This window comes from Phycisphaerae bacterium, from assembly GCA_017999985.1.
GTDB lineage: Bacteria > Planctomycetota > Phycisphaerae > UBA1845 > Fen-1342 > JAGNKU01.
Map to the genome: position 1 here is coordinate 195,254 of JAGNKU010000002.1, position 24,557 is coordinate 219,810.

A 24,557-nucleotide genomic window follows, 5' to 3' on the forward strand; every position below is an offset into this window, starting at 1 on the left:
GGGTTGAAGGCAGTCACCCCCACCCTGTCCGCCTCCTGGGAGAGGGAAAGGTTGGAGCGTCGTCAATTCGGTCCCGCGGCCTCGGCGCGAGCACTGCCGGCCGTTGCGGACTCGAAACGCTTGAGTGCCTTCTCCATATCCGCGAGACCCGCGCCGCCGTTACGCTGTTTCGACAGCTCGATCGCCTTCTTCTCCAGCGCGATGGCCTGCTCCACGTTGCCCGTCTCGAACTCGGCCAGCGCCAGCGTGTCGAGATATGCCCAGTTTTCGTGCTTGGTCAGCTCGTTCGAACGGCGCGCGGCATGCAGGGCCACCTCGGTGTACTCCTTGCCGTACTGCTCTTCCGTCAGGAGCGCCCACGCAAAGCTGTTGAGCTCGTCGGCATCATCGTTCAACGCCGCGCACAGCCCCTCCGCCGCCACCAGCGCCGCCGCGTGGTCCTTCTGCCCCGTCGCGAGCACATCGAATTTCTTCCGGAGCAGACCGGCGTCCGCCGGCGACCGTGCGAGCCGCCGGTCCAACAGCGTCAACGCGCGGCCGGGGTCCCGGCCCTTCATCGCCCGCGTCAGCTCGCGATCACCCGTTTGCCGCTGCCGTTCTTCGGTCAGCTTCTGGTTCACGAGGTTACCGATGTTCGGCACACCCGTCACCGCCGCCGAGCAGCGCAGCAGCCGGTCCGAATGGTCCACCGTCACCAGTGCCGCTGTGTTCGTCAGCGTCGCGATGATCGGCTCCAGTTCGGCCGCTTCGTCCGGCGGCATGAACGGCCGCGCAATCGCCGCACAACGCGCGGCATGCGCCAGCACCGCCAGCGTCGTTTGCGGACCCACGTGCGAGAGCGGCGCCGCGAAGTCCGCATCGTCCAGGATCGACTTGCCGCCGCGCACCGGCTCCAGCGCCCGTGCGAGCGCCTGCTCGTTCGACGCAATCAGCAGCCGATGCCCGACCGTCGTCACGTAGACCGTCACGCCCTTCTCGAAGCGGTAGCTCCGCGCCGCCACGCCACCCACCTGGCGCGGTTCACCTTCAATCGTGGGCCCGCCAGACGCGAGGCTCGCGATGCCAAGCATCTCCGTCCACAGGGCCTGCGACTTAGCCGGATCATTCACGGTGATGGCAGCCACGATGTCTGGCACGACGTCCTTGCTCGGCGCACCGGCCGTGGGCGGCAGCACGTACACGGCAACGCCATTGATGTTCGCGAACACTTCGCGGCCAAGGTCGAGCGCGGTGACGACCGGCGGCGTCGCCGGCTGACCCGGCGGGACATCGCCGTACTTCGTCGGTGCTTCGTTCATGGCCAGGGCCAGTAGAGCGGCCGCACCCGACGGCACGGAGCGCAGCGTCTCTCTGTCGATCGCCGGGCGACGCAGGAAGTTGTAGACGAGATTGCGGTGCCCCTCGTCCAGCCGCAGCGTTACCTCGAGCACGAATCCCTCGTCGCTCAGATCCAGCCGGCCGGTGAGCGCGCGGAAACTCTTCGGATCAAGCAGCCCTTGCGCGATCGCGAACTCACGCGACTGCGACGCGCCGGCCGCCATCATGACATCCATCAGCGGCAGGAGCGGCTTCGGGTTCACGCAGAAGAAGAGAAGCTCGCCGCGGCGGTCTTTGAGCACGTCGGCCAGCTGTGGATCGGTGGCGAGCGACTCGGCCTGGTCATCCTTCATCCGGTCGAGCACGCCCTCGATCTCGATCGGACTGGAGCCGGCGATGACGAGCCGCGAAGTCAGCGTGATGTACACGTCTTCCAGTTCGTACGTCGCGTAGCCGGCGATCGGCTCGACGACGCTCGCGCCGGCGGGCAGGCCGGTTTCGATGAGGCCGCGCACGACGTCCATGTCGCCGGGGTGGAGTACGGCAACACCGGACGGGCGCTGCGCGCTCGGGTCAAAGCCGGTGACGGCCAGCGCGGCGCCGCGCATGCCCAGCACGGCGTCGACGAGTGCCGGGCTGATCGCGAGGCGATTCTGACCGACCACGGGTTTCTGGCCGTCCTTCGCAAGCAGGCCGAGCTGATCCAGCAGCTTGCGGACGCGCTCGCCGGGCCGATTGAGCTCGACGTATCCGAGCACGTTCGGCGGCATGAGCCGCGCGAAATCGGTGGTAGCCAGCTCCTCGCGGCAACTGGCGAGGCGCACACGCGCGGCGGCCTGCAGATTGGCCTCGGCCCCCTTCGCCTGCACGACTTCGGCGTACAGCTTCGCAGCGCCGGCGTAGTCGCGCTGGTCACGTTCGAGGTAGTAGGCGCGGTAGAACTTGTCGGCGACGTCTGCGGCGCGGGTGGCAGCGGTGCTCGTGAACAGCAGCAGCGCAGCGATCATGAGTCGAGAGATGAGACCAGCGGGCATCATGGCGATTCCTCCGTAGTGACGCCGGCGATGACGACGCGGCCTGACCGCGTGCGGCGCAGCGCCACATGGGCGCGTCGCACTCCGGGGCGCATGGTTTACCGGCCGCTGGTATTCGCGCAGGAGCGCGCGTTATTCGGAGCTGTGCAGGGGATGGCTCGCGGACGCCGCAACCGCCCTTCAGTGCCGCCGGCGGAGTTCCCGATCCATGTCACGGCGGTCGTCACGTTTTCGGATGTCGGCCCGCCGGTCGGCGTGGGTCTTGCCGCGGGCGAGGCCGAGGCTGACCTTGGCGAGGCCACGTTCGTTGAAGTAGATGGCCAGCGGGACGACCGTCAGGCCGCGCTGCATGACCTTCGCCTGCCACTTATGAATCTCGCGGCGGTGAAGCAGCAGTTTGCGAGGCCGGGTCGGCTCGTGCTGCGCGTAACCTGCCATCGGGTAAGGAGATATGTTGCAGTCGCGCAGAAAGAGCTCGCCGGTGCGGATGAACGCGTACGCCTCATCGAGGGAGGCCTTGCCCGCGCGCAGGCTCTTGACCTCGCTGCCGGTGAGGGCGATACCGGCCTCAACCGTCTCGAGGATTTCGAAGTTATACCGGACCTTCTTGTTGAGTATCCGGGGGCTGGCGGGTGGACCTTTGGCCATCTTGACGCTAAATTTAAACGGGCCGGTATGTTGCTGCAACTGCACGGCAGCACGCTGGTACAAGGTGGTGTGAAGTGGGTGAACTGAGGCCCGACGCGGCGAAGACGGCCATGCCCCGCAGCGAGGAGACGCGGCTGGTAAACCGTGCCAAGCGCGGTAATGCCGAGGCATTCCGCGCCCTCGTGGACGCGTACAAAGAGCGCCTGTTCGCGTTCATCTGGCGGATGGTTCGCAACCACCACGAGGCTGAGGACATCAGCCAGGCGGCGTTCGTGAAGGCTTACGAAGCTCTGGATACGTATTCCGAGCAATATGCCTTCAGCACCTGGCTCTTCACGATCGCGTACCGCATGTGCCTGAACCACCTCCGGCGGCGCAAGGCTTACGCGGGCGACGTGGACTTCAGCCGGATCGGGCGCGAGGAAGACGACGCGCCCCGCACGCTGGCGAACACCGAAGAAGCCCGCCGGCTGCGCAGAGTAATCTGGGCCGCGGTGGATCAGTTGAAGGCGCCGCAGAAGTCCGCGGTGCTGCTGTTCTACCGGGAAGGGCGCAGTTGCGAGGAAATCGGTCGGGCCCTCGAGATGCCGACCGTCACCGTCAAGAGTCACTTACACCGGGCCCGCGCGAAACTGCGCGACGCACTCAGCGCGGAGCTGGTCGACGATTGGATGGCCATTGAGTTCCTGAGCGATTCTCATTACGCATGAGCGGATGCCATGAACTGCTGCGAATGCGAACAACTCTTTGACGCGTATCTGGACGGCGGCCTCGCCGGGTCGCTGCGGCTCGAATTCGACGCGCACCGGTTGCGGTGCCGTCGCTGCCAGCAGACGCTCGCCATGCTGGAGACGGTCGGGCACGTCATCGCCTCGGATCCGCAGATGCCGGCCCTGTCGGACGACTTCACCGATCGCGTTATGCACAAGATCGTTCGCACGCCAAAGCACACCACGCGCATCCCGCTGCGGCGGGTCGCGGTGGTCGGCGCGGCGGTGCTGCAGGCCGCGGCCGTGTTGACGTTCGCGCTGCTCTGGACGGGGCGTCCGGCGGATGATGTGACGCCCGCGCCGGCCCCGGTGGTCAACGTGGCCGGCGAGTGGGACCGCGGCGACCCCGGCTACGACGCCGTGCTCGGCGAGATCATCGAGGGCGTTGAAGACCAACTGTGGGACATGCACGCGGCGGGCACGAAGCTGACCGCGGAAGTCGCCGGGCTGGCGCGCTACCTGAACATCACGGTGCCCGAGGACGTGATGCGCGCGTCACAGAAGGTGACGCGGGTCAATCCGTGGCAGAGCGTGTGGGACGTGTTCAATCCTCCCGCGGAAGACGAGCCTCAGCCGGCCGGTCCTGCCAGCGACGTACACTCGATCTAGCCGGGCCGTCTAACCGCGCTTCAGGTCGCCTATTTTCGTGAGACATCCAACCATCATCGTCAACGCCGTATCGGACCGTATCCGCCGCGGTCTGATCGTTCTGGCTGTCGCGCTGGCCGGCAGCGTAGTGGTCGCGGCGGATGATTCGCTCGCGCGAGCCGTGCCCGCCGACGTGGGCCTGTTCCTGGAACTGCGCAAGGCGGATGATCTGCTCGTGCCGCTGGTGGAGCCGCAGGTGTGGCTCACGCTGGCCGACCTGGCGGGCCAGCCGGCGGCACTCCGTGAGACCGAGCAATGGGAGCAGCGCATCCGGCAAACGGTCAACATGTCGTCGCGCGAGGCCATCCGCACGCTGTTTTCGCAGCGGGTGGCGTTCGTGGCTGAAGGCTTGCGCAGCACCCAGGAGTCGGTGATCCTCTGCCGACCCGCCATTGACGCACGCCAGTTGCTGAAGCGCTGGCCGGCGCAGCCACTGCCGACCGCCGGCCAGACGTCCGTCTACCGCCTACCGAACAACGTCAGCCTCGGCCTGCGCAACGAACTGCTCATCTTCGGTGACCAGGCCGCGCGCAGCCTGTTCGACCGCGTGCTGAAGCAATCGGAACCCAAGGCGCCAGTCGCGCTCGCGGACGACCCGACCTTCCAGTACTTGTTGGCACGCGTGCCGGCCGATCCCGACGGCGTGTTCCTGTTGCGCCTGGCCAACCCACCCGGGGCGGCCACCCCCACGACAACGGCATCCGCGCCGGCGGCGGTCAGTCGGCCCGCGTCGCCGCAGCGCGTCCCCGAATTGCCCGCGCTGCTGCGCGACTCGTCCAACGTCCTGTTCGCGCTGCACCGCGAGGGCCAGCTCCTGCACATCAGCGCGGTCGGCGACGCCCCCGGCACGACGACCCCGCCGGACGGCCTGCTCGACGAGCTGGTCGGCACGCTACCGCAACAGACGCTGGCGGTGTGGGCGGGACACGTGGATTATCCGCGCCTGGCACGCCTCGCCGCCGCGTTGCCGGAGCGGAACGTGTTCCGGGTCGCCGAGCAGATCCATGAGCGGGCGGGGACGCTGCAGCGTCTGACGGATGCCCTGCACCCCGCGACGTGTCTCGCACTCGGGACCGTGATGCCTGAAGCGCGCACCCTGCCGGCCCCGCCGATTCCAGCCGTCGCGATCCTGGTGACCTCACGCGACGGCGCCACCGTCGCCGCCGAATGGGCCGACATCTTCCACGCCACCCTGGCGCTCTACAAGTTGCTGTCGCTCAAGCTCGCCCAACCGCCGCCGCTGCCGCCACTGGAGGCGCTCACCGTCGCGGGCGTCGACGCTGAACAACTCGATCTCAGCGGGCTACTCGGCCCGCTGCCGCAGGAGACGCCGATCGGCGAGCTGCACCTGAGTTGGGCGCGGGATGGCAACGTCCTGATCATTGCATCACACACCGAGTGGCTGCGCCAGGTGCTCGAAGCGCGCCACGGCAACGGACCGCGTTTAGCCACCGTGCTCGACATGTCCCGGCGGCCGGCATCGCCTCACCGCGACACCATCTTCGTCGCGCAGACCGGCCCGCTGGCCGACCTGGGGAGCTTCTGGCTGCACTACTTCGAACGTTTTCGGCCGCAGGTGCTCGACGAGGACTGGTGGCGCGACTACCAGCCCGGGGGCGCCAACATACGGCTGGGCGCCCAGGTCACACAGGATCCCGAGGGCCGCCGGCTGATCGTGCAGTCCATTACGCCGGGCAGCCCGACCGACGGGATCCTGAAAGTGGACGACGAAATCATCGGCTGCAATCGCCGGCGGTTCGCCACGTCGCAGCCGGTGGAAGAGATTGTGCGCGGCGTGGCGCGGCGTCCGAACGCGCGGTGGGTCGATTTGCTGATCGAGCGCGAGCGCGTGGTGCGCGTGAAGCGTGTGCCGTTGCCGTTCGTGGATCCGATCGAGCTCCTGCGGCGGTCCACGGCCATCGGGCGCGTGTTGCAGCGCGTCGTGTACGTGGATGACGCACCCGACGCGGAGGGACCGCGCGGGTATCTCACGCTGGAACTGCGGACGGACCAGAAACCACTGTACGAATTCCCGACGAGCGCCCCCAGCACGGCAACGGCCGCACCACCCGCGCCGCCGCCCCCCGCACCGCCCGCGGCCGAGACTCAGCCCGCACCCCCGCCGGTGAGCGCACCGGCACCCGCGGCGAAGCCGGAACCGGCACCGGCCAGCGCGCCGGCGCCCCCGGTGGAATCCGCGCCGGTTGCCCCCACCACGCAACCCGCGGTCATCTCCGAGCCGGCACCGGAATCGCAGCCGACGACGACAGCACCCGCGGAGTGAGTGGGTAGCCGCGTTCGCTTCACCCGCCGAGGGAGCCACGCGGCCCCCCGTGGTCGCCCGGCTGGGGAAGACCCGAGCTGTGCCTTCCCCGAATCAGCGCCTGGTCGCGAATGACAGCAGCGCGGCCACATCCAGGCCCAGCGCGGCTGCAATCCGCTTCATGGTGCGCAGCGTCGTGTGATCGGGATGCTTCTCGATGCGCGAAATCTGCGATTGCGGGACGCCGACCCGCTCGGCGAGTTGCTTCTGCGTCAACCCGGCCCGCTGGCGGGCGGCCGCGATCCAGCTTCCTGCGAACTCCACGGCCGCCGTGCGGGCCGGCACCCACTGGGCGGTCGGGTCCTCGAGCCGCGCTACGACCTGCTGCACTTCGGCGCCGTTGACGAGCTCTTGATACTCATCGATCGGCACCAGCACGTGCGTCGGGCGGTTGTTCCGCATGACGTAGAGCGGCTTTGAGGCTGCACGCCGCCGCGCGACCGCTACGGAGGCGCGGCTGTGTCCGGACCGGGGGGCCGGCGTGTTTTTCGGGGTCTTGCTCGTCGGCATTTCAACACTCGCACAAGACGGCCGTCGTAATAAAAGATGGCAATCTTCCCGACGCCACCGCCAAACGAAAACCACCGCAGGGCATATCGGCTGACCGTCGGGTCACAAAACAGCTCCGAATGCCGGATCGGATCGGTGCAGACGTGCGCCAGTGCGCGGTAGAAATCCGCAACTTCCGCCGGCGGGCACGCGTGCCGCAGCTCCGCGATCACTTCCGGGTGCAGGTCTGCGCTGACGCGCATGCACATGCCTCCCCGGAAACTCCCGTTTTCACGTGTGTCAGACCGTCAGCGCGAACCACACTGCTCGCTTTCGCCCCGGCCGACCCCGCCCCGGGCCGGGCCGGGCCGGAGAACGTATTTCGTCTCATACCAATAATAGTATATAACACATTTGATATGTGTCAAGCTCGCGCCGACCTATTTGCCCGAGACCGCCACGATGAGCTGATCGTCGCCGTCCAGCGACAGCCCGCCGAAGAGCTGAAACTGCCGGGCCTTGATCGTCACCGTCGCATTGACCTGCTGCTTGTCCCCCTTCAGCACTTCCACCGCCAGCGTCACCCGCTTGTCGTCGGCCTTCTGCGGCGTGACCTTGGCTTTGTAGCTGCCGGGCAGCGCGGTCGCGTAGGCCTCGCCGACCTTGGTCGTGCCGGCCGCGCGCTGCTCCAGCTTGAACCCGGTGAACTTGGACTCGCGCTTCAGCTTGTCTGCAATCTCGCGCAGCTCAGGCGAGATGTCCTTATTCTTGGTCGTCGCGCGGATCGACCAGACCTGCAGGTCCACCGTCTTCGGCGGGTCCTTCGGCTGAGCGGCCGCCAGCAGCGCGCCGGCGTACACCACCATCAACCCCCAGGCCCAGCGGGACTGTAAACGTGTCATGTCGGTTCCTCCTGGCCTGTACCGCACACCGCGCCCGCGATCCACCCCGGCGGCCTTCCGTCCTGGGGCGGACACGCAGCGCCGGCTTTCAGCTCTCATCCGGCAAGATCCAGATCAGTTTGTAATTGTCATCGCCGCCCGCGACGATGAGCGACGTCATGCCGTCGGGCACCTCCAACGAATCAATCTGCACGTCCGTGGCCAACTGCATCGGCCAAGCGTCCTCAGTGGGTGATGACGTCGTGCGCCACATGACGGCCAACATCAGGCAGGCCGCGGCCGCGACCAGGGGCTGCCACAGCCGGATCAGACGCCCGGCGATGCCAGCGTGCGCGCGGCGCTGCGTCAGGGGCGCGGCTGCATCAATGCGCTGCCAGGTAAGATCCCACCTCTGCGCTGGTGGCAGCGCGGCCTGCTCCGCCGCCTGGAGGGCCGTGGCCAGCTTCGGCTCGGGCGCAGGCGTGCATGCGGCCAACCGCGCGGCGACCCCCGGCTCGTCGTTCAGTACGCGCTCCAGACGAGCAACCTGCTCGGGAGTGAGTGCGTCGAGATTACCGGCGGCCACCGCCCGCAGCGCCTCGTCCAGGTTGTCGTAATCGCGGCTCATCCGCTCTCTCGAATTGGGCACCCGCGACACGCCCGGGGTGCTCAAGTGGCTGGACGGCCCAGCCGCGCTAACTATTCTCGCCCTTGCGAGTTACCGGCGCAAGGTCTGGTAACATATCGTGCAACCTTCGCCGAGCGTGATATAAGCGACTCATCACGGTCCCGATCGGCACGCCCAGCATCTCGGCAATCTCTCCATACGTCACATCACCGGTTGCGTAGAGCGCGAATACGGCGCGCTGGTCCGGTGGCAGCGCCTCGATCGCCCGCCGGAGCCGCTCGGCGAGTTCGCCGCGTTCCAGGTCATGCCCCGGCACGGTCGCCCGGTCGGTGGCCACGGGCTCCGGGCGACGATCCTCGTCATCCCCGGCGAGGGGCACGGCCACTCGCACACGGCGAGCCCGCAGGACATCGAGCGCCCGATTGCTGACGATCCGCAGGAGCCAGGTCTGGAACCCGGACTCTCGTTGGAATTCGCCCAGCCGGTCGAAAGCCCGGATGAAGCTGTCCTGTACGACATCGAGCGCGTCTTCGGGCCGGCCGGTGATACGGAGCGCCACGCGGTAGGCCGGCTCGCGAAAGCGCTCGAACAGCGTGCGGCGGGCGTCGCGGTCACCCGCAGCCGCCCGGTCCACAATTTCAGGTTGCGACGTATCGACGAACAGACGATTCACGCTATTCACGAAAATCCAGAAAAATCGGCGCGCCACACAATACCCGCTCCGGCCGTTGATTTCCCGTCCCCCGGGGGTTGAATAACCGGCCGCCACCCGCCGTCCAATCCCGCGACGAAGGCTCCGGCAACGACGCACGGAACCGTGAAGCGAAAAGGAGAAACACCATGAAACGCTCCCTGGCACTTACTGCGGCACTGGCCATCCTGCTCCCCGTGGCCGCCCTCGCTGGCGACGCGATCGCCGTCGCGACGAGTTCCAACGGCGGGAGCGCTTCTGCCACGGCGACCGCGGTCGGCAATGCTGACTCGATCGCGATCGCCGGCGCGACCAACGGCGGTCGCGCGGTGGCCAACAGCACGGCTATCGGCGAACGGAACGGCTACGCCAACAGCCGGGCAGTCGCGACCGCGGATCGGGGCGTGGCGCTCAGCAACTCGCTGGCAGACGCGCGCGGCCTCTTTGGCGGCAGCGCCATCGCGGACAGCGAGAGCATCGCCGCGGCGCTGGGCGGCCTGGCAATCAGCAACAGCGCCGCCATCGCGCAGGGCACGTTGTTCGGGCAGGCCCGCAGCCGATCGACCTCGACCGCGCTGGGCATCTACGGCACGGCGCTGAGCGACAGCCACGCAGGCAGCCACGGGTACCTTGGCGGCCGCGCGAACAGCAACAGCGATTCCATCGCGACGACCTCGGGCGGTTTCTCGGACAGCCGGACCCGCGTGATCAGCGACGCCGGCTACCGGGCGAGCGCGATGGCCAATGGCACGGGTATCAGCTCCAGCGGCCGCTGGCGGTACAGCAAGGCCGGTGTGCGGGCCGAAAGCCGTGCGATCCGCGGCGGTCACAGCGACTCGAACGCGGTGCAGATTCGGATTGAGCCGTAACACGCCCGGCCGGAGGGCAGCCCGGCGGCAGTGTGTCGCCGGGGCCCTCCGCGGGGCGCGTCCATAGGTAGAGAAAAGCGAGCGTCGGATCCTGGTCCGACGCTCGCGTCTTTTGGGTATCGTGAGAGCGGTCGGCGGGACCTACTTGCGCTGATTCATGGACTGAAATTCATCGTTGCGCTGCAGGCAGGCCGCCATGAACTTCGGCTCATAGTCGCGCTGCCGGCAGGAATGCACGATCGCATTGCAGTCCTTCGGCAGGCACTTGCCGGAGAAGCCACGGTTGTCGGGATAGACGAACGTGTGATCGCGGCTGATGCGCGTGTCCGCCAGCCACAGCTCGCGGAGGACGTTGAAATCGACGCCGTGCACGCGGGCGATATCGTAGAACTCGTTCACGAATGTGACCTTCACGGCGTAGAACGCGTTCTCCATGTACTTACAGACCTCGGCGGTGGTCGCATCGGAAAAAAACATGTGGACCATCGAGTTGTAGTAGTGCTTGTAGAAGTCGGCCGCCTTCGACACGTCCTCCGGCGTGCCGCCCAGCACGAGGAAATCGCGCTCCGCCATGTTGCCGAAGACGTGGGCCGTCGTCTCGCCGAGGTACTCCGGCTGGAAGACGATGTGCTTGTTGTATTGCTTGCAGAGGCGGTCGGTCGTGCCGGGGGCAACGGTCGAGCGGATGATCATCAGCGGGGCCTGCACCCAGGCGACCGCCTCTTCGACGATGCTCGTGTCGCAGTGGCCGTCCTCGGCCATCGGCGTGGGGACGCAGATGAAGACGACATCGCAGCGGTTGATCGCGTCCCTGTTGTTGGCCAGTTCCTTCTTGTACGGGTCGTAGACGATCGTGTCCGGGCCGCAAAGCTTGACCGTCGCCCCACCGACGACGCCGCCACCAACCACACCAACCTTGGGTTTCGCCACAGGTACACTCTCCACTCAGCCTACACGGGAAGCGTCCAGCGCACTCGCACACCAGTCCTGACGCCCGCAGGAACCCATTTCGATATCCGTTTCGGCGCGCGCGGTCAACCCCGGCGGGTCTGAATCGCGTGCCGGGCGTCGCGGGGGCGTGTCGGACGAGCCCAACTGGGCGGGCGCGCTACGTGTAGACCGGCGGCGGCGGCGGGAGCGGCGTGAAGTGAGCTGCGCAGCGTGGCTCGTATTCGCGCGGGCCCCCTACCATCTGTCCGCCGACGACCGGAACCATGCGCTGCGAGAACCGGGCCGGCACACCGCACTGGGTGCACGACACCGTCAGCAATTCCACCTCGTCCGCGAAATCCCGCAATTCCGGCAGCGGCGGAAAATCCTGGCCCCACGCGTCATGGTCGATGCCAGCGACGATGACCAGCGTGCCGGTGGCGAGGAGTTGTCGACACACAGGTACCAGCGCCCGCCCGAAGAACTGGGCTTCATCGATGGCGATGACCGGTGGCGTACTCCCGACCGTCCCCCGTGCTAAGCGAAATTCCTCCCCCCGCCCGCTCCCTGCGTGGCCGGGGAGTATGCTCGCGGCCAGCTCTGCTGCCTCGCTGACGGGTGTAGACGGAAATGACCGCCCGTCGTGGGTCATCAGGCGATACGGATCGTACCGCACGTCAAGACGGTGCTTGAACACGCGAACGTCCGCGCCCGCCGCCGTTGCCGCCAGCGCACGGTCAATCAGCCGCGCGGTCTTGCCAGCAAACATGCAGCCACAGATGACGACGAGGCGTCCGGGATGCTGCGCCGCGTGGTTCGACATCAGGCATCGCCCCGTCGGACCTGATCGCGCAACAAGGCCACGGCGTCCAGGAACCGGGCCACGCGTGCTGGGTCGATCTCGTTCGCCCAGAGGCCACCGGCCTTGAAGTACGAGCCGACGATGAACACGTCCGCGTGGGGCCAGAGAGCGGGCAGATTCTCCGGCGTCAGGCCGGAGCCGATGCACACCGGCAGACGGACCGCGTGCCGCACGGTCTCCACGTCGCTGACCGCCGTCGGCTGGCCGGTGGCCGCGCCAGTCACGACGATGCCGTCGGCGCCGAAGAACTCCGTCGTTTTCGCCGCCTCGGCCAGCGAGACATCCGCGGTGATCGCATGGCTCGAGTGCTTCTTCTTCACGTCCGCGACGAGGCCAATGTGCTCGGCGCCGATCTGCCGGCGATAACGCAGCAACGGCCCCGCCTCTGCCGTTGGCATCAAGCCTTCGTCAGCGACATGCGCGTACGCGAAGTTCTCGACGCGGGCATACGACGCCCCGCACGCCAGCGCGACCGCCAGGGCTTCGCGATTGGCCGCGGCGAGGATTTGCACGCCCAGCGGCAGCGGGCTTTCGCGGCGGACGGCGAGTCCGACAGCGGTCAGCGCAGCGGTGATCTCCGGACCGACCTGGCCACAGAGGTACGGCACGTCGTGCATGTTCTCGATCAGCAGGCCGTCGACGCCGGCGCGCGTGTACAGGGCCGCCTCGGCAACGGCGCGCGCAACGATCTGCTCCATCGACTCGCCGTGCCGGGGCGTGCCGGGCAGGGCGTGCACGTGAATCATGCCGACGATCGCCTGGGGTTGCTGGAACAGCGCGCGCAGGTCCACGGGGTCTCCTTGACAGAGGGTCCAGCGCCTCAGCGTAGTGCCTCGGGGCCGATCCGCAAGCGGTACGGCTGGTGCGCCGGCTTATTGAAAGTCCGTCATAAGAGGCTTGGTGTGGGCGTCCCGCCCGTCGCAAGAGCGGGCCAGATGCGCGTACCACCCATGTCGGAGTCATTGTGCGGCGCCATGCTCGCGCGGCCGGACGGTCGGGAGGGCCCCCATCCTCCGCGTGTCGAGTGTGTCTAAAACGGTATATTGGGGTATACTGCCGACGGCTGAGCTGGCCGGCACAGGAGCATTGTGCATGAAACTGCGAGTCTTGGGTGTTCTCGTCGGTCTGGGTGTGCTCGTCGCCGCCACCGCCTGCACACGCGCATTCACGAAGGACCGGTTCGAGCTGATCCAGGTGGGCGTGGACGACCGCACGGATGTGCGTGAGATCCTCGGGAAACCCACCGCGGACCTGAACGACCAGTGGTTCTTCGACGACGTCGATCGGCACTACTCCGCCGTCGTTTTCTTCGATCCAAACGGGCGCGTGAGCGGCAAGGAATGGATGGACGCCCGCAGCGGTGCCTGGGAAGGCCGCAACCCCAACGCCAATGAGCCGCCGCAGGGCGACGTCCGCGAGCGGACCACGAAGACCCGCCGGATCGACGACGACTAGGCGGCGGCCCGATAGCGCACGTACGTCATGACGACGTCGCATCTGGACCGCGTTCGCGACTTCTTCGGCCTGCGCCGCGGCATTGTCGGGCTGCTGGCCATGGTCATCCTCGTCGGACTCGGCGAGAAGATGGCCGAGCGGTTTCTGCCGGTCTACCTCATTGCACTGGGCGGGGGCGTCCTGTCGGTTGGGCTCCTTAACGGGCTCGATAACCTGCTATCGGCGTTGTACTCCCTGCCGGGCGGATATCTGTCCGACCGCTACGGCACCAAACGCGCCCTGCTGCTCTTCAACCTGCTCGCGATGGCCGGGTTTCTCGTCGTGATCCTCATTCCGGCCTGGCCAGCCGTGATCGGCGCGTCGTTCCTGTTCCTGTCGTGGACGGCCATCTCGCTGCCGGCAAGCATGAGCCTGGTCGCGCAGGCCGTGCCCGCGACGAAACGCACGATGGGCGTGTCGATGCACTCGCTCGTCCGCCGCGTGCCAATGGCGCTCGGCCCCGTCATTGGCGGGCTGTTCATCGACCAGTGGGGCGAGACGACCGGCGTGCGGCTGGCGTTCATCGCCGCGCTGGTACTGGCCGGCGTCGCGATCTTGCTCCAACAGGCATTGATTCCGGCCGATGCGCCTGCGGCCAGCGGCAGCCCGGCCGCGCCGCACCATCCACTCCGCGTCCTGCGCGCGATGCATCCCGACCTGCGCAATCTGCTCGTGTCCGACATCCTGATTCGCTTCTGCGAGCAGATCCCCTACGCGTTTGTCGTGATCTGGTGCCTGAAGACGATCGCCGACCCCGTCGGCGCGCTCGAGTTCGGTCTGCTCACGACGGTCGAGATGGTCACGGCGATGCTGGTCTACATCCCGGTCGCATACCTCGCCGACCACAGCGCGAAGAAGCCCTACGTCCTGATGACCTTCGTGTTCTTCACACTCTTTCCGCTCGCGCTGCTGTTGTGCCAGTCGTTCTGGCCGCTGGTGGCCGCGTTCGTGCTGCGCGGCTTGAAGGAATTCGGCGAGGCCCCGCGCAAGGCGCTGATCATGGACCTCGCCCCCGAGGACCAGAAGGCACTCACGTTCGGCGTGTACTACCTGGTTCGCGACTCCATCGTCGCGCTGGCCGCGTTCGCCGGCGGCCTGCTCTGGATGCACAGCCCGGAGGCCAACTTCCTGACCGCGTTCGGATGCGGGGCTGTGGGCACTCTGTGGTTTGCGCTGCGCGGGGGGCGCGCTCGGATCACGCGGGACACACGCGCGCCGCGCGCCGCGGAGTCAGGCCCGGCGTCGCATTCTTCGTAGGGCGGTCATGCCGGGCGACGACCTCCTCCATGACACGAAATTGCGGTGCAGGCCGCGTCGCCGGTCCGGCCTCTCGACGCCCCCGGACCGCGTTCACCCCGCGCCTTACGGCTTGGCCTGGGTAACGCGCGCGTACTCGCCACCATCAAAGAAGTCCGGGGGCAGCTCGAGCACTTCCGCCGCGTGACGGATGCGGCCCCACGCAATCTGGGCGTCATGGGCCAGGCGTTCGAGGGCCTGGGCACGGGTGATTTCACCGCTGCGAACGACGTTGGCCACGTAAGCGTCCGTGTACGACGCCCCCATCGTCTTGAGGAACATGAAGTTCTTCAACTCGGCAAACGAGCAGTCGGCACGCCAGTCCGTGATGCAGTCCGGCGGACGCTCCCAGCCCAGCTCCCGACGGATGATGTCCATGCATTGCGCTTCGTCGTAATCCATCAGGAAAAAGTAGTCCACGCACTGCACGTCGCGGTAGCGGAGCTGCAGGTAATTGGTGTGCGGCGTTATGTAGAGCAGCGCTGCTTTGGCACCCACGGGCACGTGGCGGAGAACGCGTGGGCACTTGAGCAGCAGTGACATCCCGCGCTGAAAGACACGCAGCATCTTGCGCCCTTGCGCCATGAAGCTGTGCGCGGCCGCGGTTTCGTCGCTGGCCGTGTACGCCGGCAGAAACTGCACTTCCTCGTGCTTCGTGCCGCCCAACACGATCGTGGGCACCCGGTGGTCCCGCGCCACGCGGAAGAGTTCCCGATGGACCAGCTTGCACACGGCGCAGGAAAGATTGATCAGTTCAGACGTCGGATGCCGGCGCCAAAGCAGTGTGCAGTCGCGCGCGACCCGCACATGGTGTGCCTGGCTGATGTCGGCCTCAACCAGCGTCGCACCAACGATCTTCACGGCCCGCCGCACGTTGGCGTCAATTACGTCCGACGTGAACGGCGTGCGGTAGTAGACGACCAGGCAGCGCAGCCCGTGCTCGCGCGCCAGCTTGTACAGCAGGTACGTGCTGTCACGTCCGCCGCTCAGACCCACCACACAATCGTGGGAGCAACCGGCCGCCCGGGCGCGGATGTCGGCCAGCCAGTCCGCCAGCGAGACCGGCGGACGATCGTCGCTCTTGTGTTGCACCGAAGCGGCCGGACCCGCCCTGCATACGCCACAGCGGCCCTGCGCATCGAACTCGATCCCCCGGAGTGTCCGCGGCAGGACACACGCCGTGCACCGGCCTAACGTCTCCGGCTGATAGGTGGACAAGTCGTGCAACTGCAGATTGCCCAGCGATTCTGATGTGGCGCCAGCCAAGATCGCACCTGGCCCCCGTCTAGCCGAACCGGCCCGCGGCAACCCACGGGAGAGGTCATGGCACCTCGCCGGGGTAATCGACCTCACCAACGCTGGCGTGTCTGCAACAACCGCGGGAACTGACTGTTGAAGCCCAGTATGCCGGAATGTCACCCGCGCTGCAACCCGATTTGCGGTCTCCCCGCCGGGCGACCGACGCCGCACCGTTCGCGGGTCGCGCGGACCCCCTATTCGGCGAAATTATCGCTGCCTGGACCGAACGCCGCCCGGTGTTCCCGTTTAGTCGCGCGCCCCCGAACAACAGCACTCCCGGACCGACAGGCCGGTTCAAACACTTCAAGAGTCGCTGGTGTTTGTACGCACGCCGTTGCTGAGGTGCGGCATCGGCGGGCTCGCCAGCCTCGCGCAGACGTTGGCGCCGCGCCCTGCGGCCGCCCCGTGGTCGGTCCCCGACGCCGGCCGTCCCCCCTTTCGCCGGGACTACGCCGCGGGGATGTCCCGGCGGCCGAAGTGCCAGAGCCCGGCGCTCCAGGCACCGAGGCCAATCGCAAGCAGCACGGCGATGTCACCCGCGGGGAATTCTCCGCTGCGCACGACCGGCAACAGCCGGTAGTAGTGCAGAAAGCCAAGAAAGCTGAAAGGACGCACCGACTCCCAGAACTGCGACAGAAAGTTCATCAGGTCCGATGCCAGCAGCCCCGCGAGCAAGATTCCCACCGCCGTTCCGCGCCTCGAAACCAGGCTCGACACGAGCATGGTTACGGCACCGACGCTCAGGTTAAGCGCCAGGAAATTCACGGCCAGCGGCCACAAACGCCGCAGCGCCAACGGTTCGTGCAACGGGCACAGGCGCTCGCCCAGCCAGAGCCCCAGCATGGGCGCGAAGCTGACGAGCACGGCGGCGACGACCCACGCCACTGACGTGCTGACGTAGATCTGCGCGCGGGAGACCGGCAGTGTCAGCAGCAGGTCCGCCGTCCCGCGATCAATCTCGCCCGCGATCACGCCGCTGCCGATCGTGAGCAGGAGCGTCCAGGCGAAGGCGTAGAGCAGCGGGTGGCCGAGCCCAAAGGTCGCCATCGTGGTCGGCGTAAGATCCCCCAGTATGTCCGCCCCCATGGCGATGCGAAGCAGGTCGCGGATCAGTGGCAACTCGAGCCAGCGGCGCAGTTGCTCCACGTCGCCGCCGATCTCGCGCAGCATGCGGACGATCGCCATCTCCAGCCCGACCGTCGCGAGCGTCAGCACTACGACCAGCGGCAGCGCGTCGCGCAGCGTCTTGAGGAGGACCGCGCGGCTCATGCCGACACCGCCGGAGGATCGGAATAGTACGCCAGGAACAGGTCGTCCAGGTCCGGCGGCGCGATCGTCACGTCGTCCACCGGGCACTGTGCCAGCCAGGCCAGGAGCGGCGCCGGCGGGCCGGTCCAGGTCCCGCGCCACTGTCCGCCGGTGCGGTCCACCAGTTCGAAGCCGGCGGGCGGCGGTGGGACAACCGCTCCATCGCGCAAGCGCAGTTCCACGTGTCGCAGGGCCCGCGCCCGCAGAACGTCGATCCGTTCCTGCTCCACCAGCCGCCCGGCCCGCAGGATCGCGACTTCGTCGCAGAGCTCCTCGACCTCCGCCAGCGTGTGGCTGGAGAACAGGACCGTGCGGCCGGAGGCAACAACGGCGCGCAGCTCGTCGTACAGTGCCGCGCGCATGAGTGGATCAAGCGCGGTCGTGGGCTCGTCCAGGATCAGGAGCCGGGGTCGATGCATCAGCGCGGCGATCAGCCCCAGCTTCTGCTTCATGCCACGCGAGTAGTCACGCACGCGCCGGTCCAGGTCCAGGTCGAAGCGCGCGACGAGGCGCGGCAACTCGTCACCGGCGCGATGTCCCCGCGCGGCGTCGAGAAATGCCAGCGTCGCGCGGCCCGTGAGCCAGCCGTAGAAGCGCACGTCGCCCGGCAGGTAGCCGACCTCGGCCCGCAGGGCCGGTCCGGCGCGCCAGGCGTCGCGGCCGAGGACTTCGGCACGGCCGCGCGTCGGGCGCAGCAGGCCCAGCAGCAGGCGGAGCATCGTGGTCTTGCCCGCACCGTTGGGGCCGAGAAATCCGAAGAGTCTGCCGGCCGGGACGTGAAAGCTGAGGTCGCGCAGCGCGGCCTGCGCCCCGTAGCACTTGGTCAGCCCAACCGTCGCGACTGCGTTCATGGCGCCGGTCACAGGCCCAGATGAAAGCCGCGCTGCGCGATGGCCACCTCGCGGAAGCCGAGCGCGCGGGCCTTGTCCGCCAGCACCGTCGATTGGTCCGGCTCACCGTGCACGAGCACCAGCCGCTTCGCGGTGCCGACGCATTTCCCGAGCATCCGCAGCAACTCGGCCTGGTCCGCGTGGCCGCTGAAGCCGTGGATCTGCACGACCTCCGCCTGGACCTCGTATTCCTCGTGAAAGAGCGTGATCATCTTGGCGCCGTCGGCGATTCTCCGCCCGAGCGTGTTGGCCGCCTGGTAGCCCGGGATCAGGATGGTGTTGCGCGGGTTGGTGATGTTGTTCTTCAGGTGGTGGCGGATGCGGCCGGCTTCGCACATGCCACTGGCCGAGATGATGATGCACGGTTCCTTGCGCAGATGCAGGGCCTTGCTCTCCTCCACGTTGCGGATGTACGTGCAGCACCCGCTGCCCAGGATGTCGCCCGTCACGCGGTGAAAGGCCCGCGCCTCAGCGTCGTAGCACTCCGGGTGCAGCTTGAAAACCTCCGTCGCGTTCACCGCCAGCGGGCTGTCCACGTACACTGGAATCCGCGGGAGAGCCCCCGTCACCATCTGCTCGTGCAGGTAGTACACAATCGTCTGCGTTCGTCCCACCGCGAAGGACGGGATGATCACTTTCCCACCCCGGCGAAGCGTGCGGCTGATCACCGCGCGCATCATGTCACGGGCATCATCCACCGCCTCGTTGATCCGCGCCCCATAGGTGCTTTCCATCAGAATCGTGTCGTCCTCCGGCAGCGGCGCCGGATCCCGCAGGATCGGCTTGTCCGGCCGGCCCATGTCGCCGCTGTAGAAGAGGGACGGCGTGTCGCCGTTGCGCTTGCCGAACGCCAGCCGAATGCCCGCCGAGCCAAGCATGTGCCCAGCCTCGGAAAAGCTCGCGAGCAGCCCCGGAACGACCGGGAACCAGCGCCCATACGGGATGCTGTGGATCAGGGTCACGGCAGCCAGCGCGTCTTCGTAATCGTACAGCGGCTCGATGGGCGGCAGCCCCTTCCGCTTGCGCCGCTTGCTGACGTAGTACACGTCTTCCTCTTGCACGTGCGCCGAGTCCGGCAGCATGATCGCGCACAGGTCGCGCGTCGCCGGCGTCGCGTAGACCGGGCCGTCGAAACCCTCTTTCACCAGCAGCGGCAGCCGGCCGGAATGATCGATGTGCGCGTGCGACAGCACCACGGCGGCGATGTCCTTCGGCGACACGGGCCACTGCCGGTTCTTCTCTTCCGCCTCCGCCCGCTTGCCCTGGTACATCCCGCAGTCGAGGGCCACCCATTGCCCGTCCACGCGGACTGCGTGCATCGACCCGGTGACCTCTTCCGCCGCACCGTGAAACAGAATTTCGGCCATACACATGCTCTCCGACTCAGGTTGTGCGAATGCTACGGCGGGGCCGTGCTTACGGCAAACCGAGTGCCTTTACGACGGCGGCCGGCGCGAGGCCCCAGTCGCCCGCTGCGGCTCGCGGGTCGCCCGACAAGACGCGGACGTCCGCTCCCAGCGGCCGCCAGACCGACGAGGCCGTGGGTCCGAAAATCACGACCGTCCGCGCGCCCAGCAGGGCCGCGAGATGGCTCGGGCCCGCATCGTTGCCAATCAAGGCCGTGGCTCCAGCGATCACCGCAACAAGTTCATCGGGCGACGGCGACCGCAGAATGGGGAATTCGTCCGCGAGGACGGCAAGCTGCGTGTCGTCCCAGCGCTCCAATTCAACAGGGCCGACGAGGAAGAAGACACCCACATTTGCCTTACTCAGACGGCGTGCGACATTGACAAAGCACGCGAGTGGCCAGCATTTCGACGCACCGCCGCTGCCAGGGTGAACGAGCACGCGCGTTCCATCAGAACCCCGAGCGGCAGCAAGCGGGTCAGATGCGGATGCGGTGTTAGCGCCCGCACGTGCTACGCATTCCGCCAGCAACTGCCGCCCGCGTGCCCGCAGCTCCTCCGGCACGCCTAGCCCGCGCTGTGCCGGCCGCTGATGCACGCACTTCGGCACGAGCAACCCCTGCTCCTCGAGCTGCGTCTGCCATTGTTGCGTAACGTGGCGGTCGACGCCGTCGCGCGGCCGGGGATCGATGCTGTACAGCGCGGCGGGCGCCAGGGCGTCGAGTCGATGGTGCGTGATCGTGTGCGCACCGCCCAGGGCACTCAGCACGCGGGCCCCGCCGATCAGCGCCCGCAACCGCTCCGGCGGCGGTTCAGCCTGGTCGCCGAAGAGCCAGTGCAGGCCGAGGCCCTCCGACGATCGCCGGACGATGCTCGGCCGGCAGGCGGACAGATCGCCGGGGTCGGTGCGTGAGACCACGCGTACGCCTTCGCTTTCCGCGACACCCGGCAGCCGCAGTGCGAGCTGGAGCGTGAGCAGCAAATCGCCCAGTGCGCCGGCGTGCAGGATGAGCCAGTCGTCAGCCACTTATGGTCCCTTACCCATCGCTACGCCTGGGCGGCCTTCGCGATGCCCTTGATCAATTGGATCTGGCCAGCGTGATAGACGTCGTGCAACGCGACGCCATGCAGCAAGGCGAGGTTGCTCACTTTGCTGCCGCCGGGCTTGGCGTCAATCTGCGTCGCCGGCAACTCCGCCACGGCGGCCTGCAGCGCCCGTTGCTCACTGTCGAGCAGCGCGACGTACTGCTTCCAGTGTGCCTCATCCAATGGCTCGGGCAGCGCGAACCAGTTGCTGCCCTTCAGCGCGAACGAGCCGCGCTTTTCGTTGCGCAGCCGGCGGCGGACGGTGTATTTCCAGTATGCGCAGTGGACGACAATTTGCGCGATGCTGTGCTTGCCGGCGCGAAATGCCGCCTGCGTGGCCGACATCCCGCGGATCGAGCCGCGCAGGTTCGTACCGTGCCACGATTTCTTGTTGTACGCTTCATCGATGAGGTGCGCCACAGGCCCGAGATCGAGACTACACCTGCCTGACTTCGTCATCGCTGCTCCCTCCGGCTGGCCGTCGCATCTCCACCTGTCACGCGTCCCTGCGGCGACGCGTGCGCGATCCAGCCACCGCCCAGTACGAACTCGCCATCGCAGAACACGGCTGCCTGGCCCGGCGTGACGGCGGCCTGCGGCTCGTCGAAGCGAGCCTCGACGCACGATTCGGGCAGCGTCGTGTTCGCCTCACACGGCCCGGCTGCGCCGGACCGTGCCACCCATCCTGCTACGCGGATCGCGCCACTCGCCGGCGTGTGCGTGTGGCGGATCTTGATCGTCGCGGGTCGCCACTCCCCTGCCGCCGGCGGATCGGTCAGCCAGTTCACGCGCTCGGCGACCAGGCCACCGCTGAGCAGCTCCTCGCGCGAACCGACCGTCACCGTGTTGTCGAGGACGTTCAGGCGCGTCACGTAGATCGGTGCGCCGGTCGCAATGCCCAGTCCGCGGCGCTGGCCGACCGTGAAATTCGCCACGCCATCGTGCGTGCCCAGTACGTGACCGGCGGCATCACGCACCTCGCCCGGGCGCTGTGTCTCCGGCCGGCGGGCGCGAACCAGTTCCTTGTAGTCGCCATCCGGAACGAAGCAGATCTCCTGGCTGTCCGGCTTGTCGTGAACTTTGAGCCCGAGGTCGGCCGCGATCCGCCGGACCTCGGCCTTGTCGGCGATCTCGCCGATGGGGAACAGGCAGCGCGGGAGGTCGGCCCGCTGGATGCCGAAGAGCACGTAGGACTGGTCCTTTGCGCGGTTGAGTGAGCGTGCCAGGCGCGGCTGCCCTTGATGCTGCAACACACGGGCATAGTGCCCGGTCGCGACGAACTGGGCATCAAGCGTGTCGGCGTAGCGCAGCAGCTTGCCGAATTTCAGGTGGATGTTGCAGAGGACGCAGGGATTCGGCGTGCGGGCCTGCGCATATTCGTCCACGAAGTAACTGATGATCGCGTCGAAATCGCGTTCGAAGTTGAGCACGTACAACGGAATCCCGAGCCGCCCGGCGATGGCGCGCGCGTCGAGGGCGTCGGCTACGGAACAGCAGCCATGCTTGAGACGCGTGGGAACGTGCGAAGGTGGGAACGCGGGAACGTGGTAGCGTGAGCGCGTGGGAACGGGCTCTCCCTCCGTGGCTTCGTGGCTTCGTGGCTCCGTCGCTTCGTCGCTTCGTCGCTTCGTCGCTTCCAGCCCCACCCGCATGAACACGCCGACGCAGTCGTAGCCCTGCTCCTTGAGCAGACACGCGGCGACGGACGAATCCACGCCGCCGGATATCGCGACGATGACCTTACCGTTGCGGGACATCGCCCTATCTTAGCACGTGGCTGCCCGTACCGCGTTTGTCGCTCCGGTGCAGGCACCCAAAGCCACGGCCTCGGGCGAATACTCCGAGGCCGTAACGGTGCTCGTACGTTAGCGGGGAGCGCGGCCTAGTCGCCGAATTTGATCCCCTGCGCCAGTGGCAGCTCCGTGCTCCAGTTAATCGTGTTCGTCTGGCGGCGCATGTAGGCCTTCCAGGCGTCCGAGCCGGATTCGCGGCCGCCGCCCGTTTCCTTTTCGCCGCCGAACGCGCCGCCGATTTCCGCGCCGCTGGTGCCGATGTTGACGTTCGCGATGCCGCAGTCGCTGCCCGAGTGCGCCAGGAACCGCTCCGTCTCCAGCATGTGCGTGCTGAAAATCGCGGACGACAGGCCCTGCGGGACGGCGTTGTGCAGCGCGATGGCTTCGTCGATGTCCTTCACGGCCGCCACGGCGTTGGCGCCCTTCTGACCGTAACCGATGATGTACAGGATCGGCGCGAAGGTCTCCTCCTGCACGATCCTGAACTCGTTCTTCGCCGCGGCGATGCACGGCCGCACGTAGTGCCCGCCGGGATAGTCCGCCCCGTCGAGCTTCTCACCGCCGTACAGGATTTCGCCGCCCTCCTGCTTGATCCGCGCGATCGCGTTCTGCATGTCTGTCACCGCCTGGTGCGTGACCAGCGGCCCCATCAGCGTGCCTTCCTTGCGCGGATCGCCGATCGGCACCGACTTGTACGCCTTCACCAGCCGCGCCACGAGATCGTCGCGCACCGAGTTGTGGACGATGATCCGCCGCGTGCTCGTGCAGCGCTGCCCCGCGGTGCCGACCGCGCCGAACAAGATTGCCCGTACGGCCATGCCGAGGTCCGCGCTGGGTGTCACGATGATGGCGTTGTTGCCGCCCAGCTCCAGGATCGTCCGACCCAGGCGCTGGCCGACGACCTCGCCGACGCGGTAGCCCATCTGGCAACTGCCGGTCGCCGACACGAGCGGAATCCGCGGGTCGTGCAGCAGCCGCTCGCCCACGGTGCTGCCCTTGCCGATGACCAGCGAGAAGATCGCCGGATCGTAGCCGTTGTCCTTGCATACCTGCTGCGCGCTCTTCGTGCAGGCGATCGCCGTCAGCGGGGTCTTGCTGGCGGGCTTCCAGAGCGTCGCATCGCCGCAGACCGCCGCCAGCGCGCTATTCCACGACCACACGGCGACGGGGAAGTTGAACGCGCTGATGACGCCGACGACGCCGAGCGGGTGCCACTGCTCGTACATGCGATGCCGGGGGCGCTCGGAGTGCATGGTCAGGCCATAGAGCTGGCGTGACAAGCCGCAGGCGAAATCGCAGATATCGATCATCTCCTGCACTTCGCCTTCACCCTCGGCCGCGATCTTGCCCATTTCTAGCGTGACCAGGGCCCCGAGCTCCTTTTTGAACTGCCGCAGCCGCACGCCGAGTTGGCGGACCAGCTCGCCGCGCTTCGGGGCCGGCACCATGCGCCAGTTTAGGAAAGCCTGCTGGGCCCGCGCGACGATCTTGTCGTACTCCTGTTCGGTGACCTGCGTGACGGAGCCGATCGTGCTGCCGTCGATGGGGGTGATGACGTCGAGCTTGGGGCCGGAGCCGATCCACTCGCCGTGGAAACCGCCGAGGTTGGTCTTCTCGATACCGAGGGTCTTCAGGAAATCGCTCATGGGTACACCTGTTCGACAATGTGGGGTCTAACCCTGCCACACAGCCGACGCCTGGGTCAGCCACCGGGTAAATTCGCGAGATCACAGTCTAGCGGCGTAATGTCGCGGGGCCAAGGCCGTTCGGCCGTTGGACGGCGGTGAATCGCCGGTTATCATTTGGTGCTGGATTTGCAGGCCCGGGTTGGCTGTGCAGGCCGCCCTCTGCCGCCGGCGCCTGGGTCCAACGTGCAGGCTCTCAAGGAAGGACGA

At 67.3% G+C, this 24,557-nt stretch carries 23 protein-coding genes; 6 read left to right on the top strand and 17 right to left on the bottom strand.

The features are described from left to right. Positions 1-62: 62 nt before the first annotated feature. On the bottom strand, positions 63-2,354 hold the full coding sequence (locus KA383_04350; protein MBP7745339.1) for a hypothetical protein: 2,292 nt from the start codon (positions 2,352-2,354) through the stop codon (positions 63-65). Positions 2,355-2,531: 177 nt separating this feature from the next. Continuing rightward, positions 2,532-2,999: an SsrA-binding protein SmpB gene (smpB, locus tag KA383_04355; GenBank protein MBP7745340.1), complete on the bottom strand. Its 468-nt coding sequence runs from the start codon at positions 2,997-2,999 to the stop codon at positions 2,532-2,534. 74 nt (positions 3,000-3,073) lie between these two features. Here smpB and KA383_04360 point away from each other — a divergent pair, with 74 nt between their 5' ends. Genes KA383_04360 through KA383_04370 form a run of 3 tightly spaced genes read left to right on the top strand, consistent with a single transcriptional unit; the run spans position 3,074 to position 6,701 of the window. After that, on the top strand, positions 3,074-3,709 hold the full coding sequence (locus KA383_04360; protein ID MBP7745341.1) for a sigma-70 family RNA polymerase sigma factor: 636 nt from the start codon (positions 3,074-3,076) through the stop codon (positions 3,707-3,709). A 9-nt stretch (positions 3,710-3,718) separates the two neighbouring features. Beyond that, positions 3,719-4,378 carry a zf-HC2 domain-containing protein gene (locus KA383_04365; protein MBP7745342.1) on the top strand — a complete coding sequence of 220 codons (660 nt, stop codon included), beginning with the start codon at positions 3,719-3,721 and terminating at the stop codon, positions 4,376-4,378. A gap of 37 nt (positions 4,379-4,415) precedes the next feature. Continuing rightward, positions 4,416-6,701: a hypothetical protein gene (locus tag KA383_04370; GenBank protein MBP7745343.1), complete on the top strand. Its 2,286-nt coding sequence runs from the start codon at positions 4,416-4,418 to the stop codon at positions 6,699-6,701. A gap of 93 nt (positions 6,702-6,794) precedes the next feature. On the opposite strand, the gene KA383_04375 is transcribed toward KA383_04370, so the two are convergent. From KA383_04375 to KA383_04390, 4 genes are all read right to left on the bottom strand, one after another. Further along, positions 6,795-7,142, bottom strand: coding sequence for a helix-turn-helix transcriptional regulator (locus KA383_04375; GenBank protein MBP7745344.1), 348 nt, complete (start codon positions 7,140-7,142; stop codon positions 6,795-6,797). A 527-nt stretch (positions 7,143-7,669) separates the two neighbouring features. Next, positions 7,670-8,131, bottom strand: coding sequence for a hypothetical protein (locus KA383_04380; protein ID MBP7745345.1), 462 nt, complete (start codon positions 8,129-8,131; stop codon positions 7,670-7,672). Positions 8,132-8,219: 88 nt separating this feature from the next. After that, positions 8,220-8,738, bottom strand: a complete 519-nt coding sequence (locus KA383_04385; GenBank protein ID MBP7745346.1) for a hypothetical protein — start codon at positions 8,736-8,738, stop codon at positions 8,220-8,222. Between the two features lie 67 nt (positions 8,739-8,805). Next, positions 8,806-9,447 carry a sigma-70 family RNA polymerase sigma factor gene (locus KA383_04390; protein ID MBP7745347.1) on the bottom strand — a complete coding sequence of 214 codons (642 nt, stop codon included), beginning with the start codon at positions 9,445-9,447 and terminating at the stop codon, positions 8,806-8,808. A 131-nt stretch (positions 9,448-9,578) separates the two neighbouring features. Between KA383_04390 and KA383_04395 the strand changes: the two genes are divergently transcribed. Continuing rightward, positions 9,579-10,298, top strand: coding sequence for a hypothetical protein (locus KA383_04395; GenBank protein ID MBP7745348.1), 720 nt, complete (start codon positions 9,579-9,581; stop codon positions 10,296-10,298). Between the two features lie 141 nt (positions 10,299-10,439). Here the strand turns inward: KA383_04395 and KA383_04400 are convergent, their stop codons facing one another. The 3 genes from KA383_04400 to KA383_04410 form a co-directional block, all read right to left on the bottom strand. Further along, positions 10,440-11,228 carry a hypothetical protein gene (locus tag KA383_04400; protein ID MBP7745349.1) on the bottom strand — a complete coding sequence of 263 codons (789 nt, stop codon included), beginning with the start codon at positions 11,226-11,228 and terminating at the stop codon, positions 10,440-10,442. Positions 11,229-11,406: 178 nt separating this feature from the next. Further along, the gene (locus KA383_04405; protein ID MBP7745350.1) at positions 11,407-12,051 is read right to left on the bottom strand and encodes a thymidine kinase; all 645 of its coding nucleotides are present in this window, start codon (positions 12,049-12,051) and stop codon (positions 11,407-11,409) included. Beyond that, a complete protein-coding gene (locus tag KA383_04410; protein MBP7745351.1) occupies positions 12,051-12,881 on the bottom strand; it encodes a BtpA/SgcQ family protein in 831 nt (276 codons plus the stop codon). The genes KA383_04405 and KA383_04410 overlap by 1 nt, the downstream gene beginning before the upstream one ends. A gap of 301 nt (positions 12,882-13,182) precedes the next feature. Here KA383_04410 and KA383_04415 point away from each other — a divergent pair, with 301 nt between their 5' ends. Both KA383_04415 and KA383_04420 read left to right on the top strand, forming a co-directional pair. After that, the gene (locus KA383_04415) at positions 13,183-13,545 is read left to right on the top strand and encodes a hypothetical protein (GenBank protein ID MBP7745352.1); all 363 of its coding nucleotides are present in this window, start codon (positions 13,183-13,185) and stop codon (positions 13,543-13,545) included. A gap of 27 nt (positions 13,546-13,572) precedes the next feature. Then, positions 13,573-14,841 carry an MFS transporter gene (locus tag KA383_04420; protein ID MBP7745353.1) on the top strand — a complete coding sequence of 423 codons (1,269 nt, stop codon included), beginning with the start codon at positions 13,573-13,575 and terminating at the stop codon, positions 14,839-14,841. A gap of 105 nt (positions 14,842-14,946) precedes the next feature. Here the strand turns inward: KA383_04420 and KA383_04425 are convergent, their stop codons facing one another. From KA383_04425 to KA383_04460, 8 genes are all read right to left on the bottom strand, one after another. Further along, entirely contained in the window at positions 14,947-16,146 is a 1,200-nt protein-coding gene (locus KA383_04425) for a hypothetical protein (protein ID MBP7745354.1), read from the bottom strand. A 480-nt stretch (positions 16,147-16,626) separates the two neighbouring features. Beyond that, the gene (locus KA383_04430) at positions 16,627-17,448 is read right to left on the bottom strand and encodes an ABC transporter permease subunit (protein ID MBP7745355.1); all 822 of its coding nucleotides are present in this window, start codon (positions 17,446-17,448) and stop codon (positions 16,627-16,629) included. Beyond that, entirely contained in the window at positions 17,445-18,338 is an 894-nt protein-coding gene (locus KA383_04435) for an ABC transporter ATP-binding protein (protein MBP7745356.1), read from the bottom strand. Before KA383_04435 ends, KA383_04430 begins: the two co-directional genes overlap by 4 nt. A gap of 8 nt (positions 18,339-18,346) precedes the next feature. Then, on the bottom strand, positions 18,347-19,744 hold the full coding sequence (locus KA383_04440) for an MBL fold metallo-hydrolase (GenBank protein MBP7745357.1): 1,398 nt from the start codon (positions 19,742-19,744) through the stop codon (positions 18,347-18,349). Between the two features lie 49 nt (positions 19,745-19,793). After that, positions 19,794-20,810: a glycosyltransferase family 9 protein gene (locus KA383_04445; GenBank protein MBP7745358.1), complete on the bottom strand. Its 1,017-nt coding sequence runs from the start codon at positions 20,808-20,810 to the stop codon at positions 19,794-19,796. A gap of 20 nt (positions 20,811-20,830) precedes the next feature. After that, positions 20,831-21,328 (bottom strand): DinB family protein, encoded by a 498-nt coding sequence (locus tag KA383_04450; protein MBP7745359.1) that lies wholly within the window; start codon positions 21,326-21,328, stop codon positions 20,831-20,833. Then, the gene (gene mnmA, locus KA383_04455) at positions 21,325-22,626 is read right to left on the bottom strand and encodes a tRNA 2-thiouridine(34) synthase MnmA (GenBank protein ID MBP7745360.1); all 1,302 of its coding nucleotides are present in this window, start codon (positions 22,624-22,626) and stop codon (positions 21,325-21,327) included. Before mnmA ends, KA383_04450 begins: the two co-directional genes overlap by 4 nt. 125 nt (positions 22,627-22,751) lie before the next feature. Then, the gene (locus KA383_04460) at positions 22,752-24,308 is read right to left on the bottom strand and encodes an aldehyde dehydrogenase family protein (protein MBP7745361.1); all 1,557 of its coding nucleotides are present in this window, start codon (positions 24,306-24,308) and stop codon (positions 22,752-22,754) included. Between the last annotated feature and the right edge of the window lie 249 nt (positions 24,309-24,557).

What these genes read in the sequence shown, in the direction of transcription:
- KA383_04350 (MBP7745339.1), bottom strand. Translation starts at nt 2,354, where the DNA reads ATGATGCCCGCTGGTCTCATCTCTCGACTCATGATCGCTGCGCTGCTG.
- smpB (MBP7745340.1), bottom strand. Translation starts at nt 2,999, where the DNA reads ATGGCCAAAGGTCCACCCGCCAGCCCCCGGATACTCAACAAGAAGGTC.
- KA383_04365 (MBP7745342.1), top strand. Translation starts at nt 3,719, where the DNA reads ATGAACTGCTGCGAATGCGAACAACTCTTTGACGCGTATCTGGACGGC.
- KA383_04375 (MBP7745344.1), bottom strand. Translation starts at nt 7,142, where the DNA reads ATGCGGAACAACCGCCCGACGCACGTGCTGGTGCCGATCGATGAGTAT.
- KA383_04380 (MBP7745345.1), bottom strand. Translation starts at nt 8,131, where the DNA reads ATGACACGTTTACAGTCCCGCTGGGCCTGGGGGTTGATGGTGGTGTAC.
- KA383_04385 (MBP7745346.1), bottom strand. Translation starts at nt 8,738, where the DNA reads ATGAGCCGCGATTACGACAACCTGGACGAGGCGCTGCGGGCGGTGGCC.
- KA383_04395 (MBP7745348.1), top strand. Translation starts at nt 9,579, where the DNA reads ATGAAACGCTCCCTGGCACTTACTGCGGCACTGGCCATCCTGCTCCCC.
- KA383_04405 (MBP7745350.1), bottom strand. Translation starts at nt 12,051, where the DNA reads ATGTCGAACCACGCGGCGCAGCATCCCGGACGCCTCGTCGTCATCTGT.
- KA383_04415 (MBP7745352.1), top strand. Translation starts at nt 13,183, where the DNA reads ATGAAACTGCGAGTCTTGGGTGTTCTCGTCGGTCTGGGTGTGCTCGTC.
- KA383_04420 (MBP7745353.1), top strand. Translation starts at nt 13,573, where the DNA reads ATGACGACGTCGCATCTGGACCGCGTTCGCGACTTCTTCGGCCTGCGC.
- KA383_04430 (MBP7745355.1), bottom strand. Translation starts at nt 17,448, where the DNA reads ATGAGCCGCGCGGTCCTCCTCAAGACGCTGCGCGACGCGCTGCCGCTG.
- KA383_04435 (MBP7745356.1), bottom strand. Translation starts at nt 18,338, where the DNA reads ATGAACGCAGTCGCGACGGTTGGGCTGACCAAGTGCTACGGGGCGCAG.
- KA383_04440 (MBP7745357.1), bottom strand. Translation starts at nt 19,744, where the DNA reads ATGGCCGAAATTCTGTTTCACGGTGCGGCGGAAGAGGTCACCGGGTCG.
- KA383_04450 (MBP7745359.1), bottom strand. Translation starts at nt 21,328, where the DNA reads ATGACGAAGTCAGGCAGGTGTAGTCTCGATCTCGGGCCTGTGGCGCAC.
- mnmA (MBP7745360.1), bottom strand. Translation starts at nt 22,626, where the DNA reads ATGTCCCGCAACGGTAAGGTCATCGTCGCGATATCCGGCGGCGTGGAT.
- KA383_04460 (MBP7745361.1), bottom strand. Translation starts at nt 24,308, where the DNA reads ATGAGCGATTTCCTGAAGACCCTCGGTATCGAGAAGACCAACCTCGGC.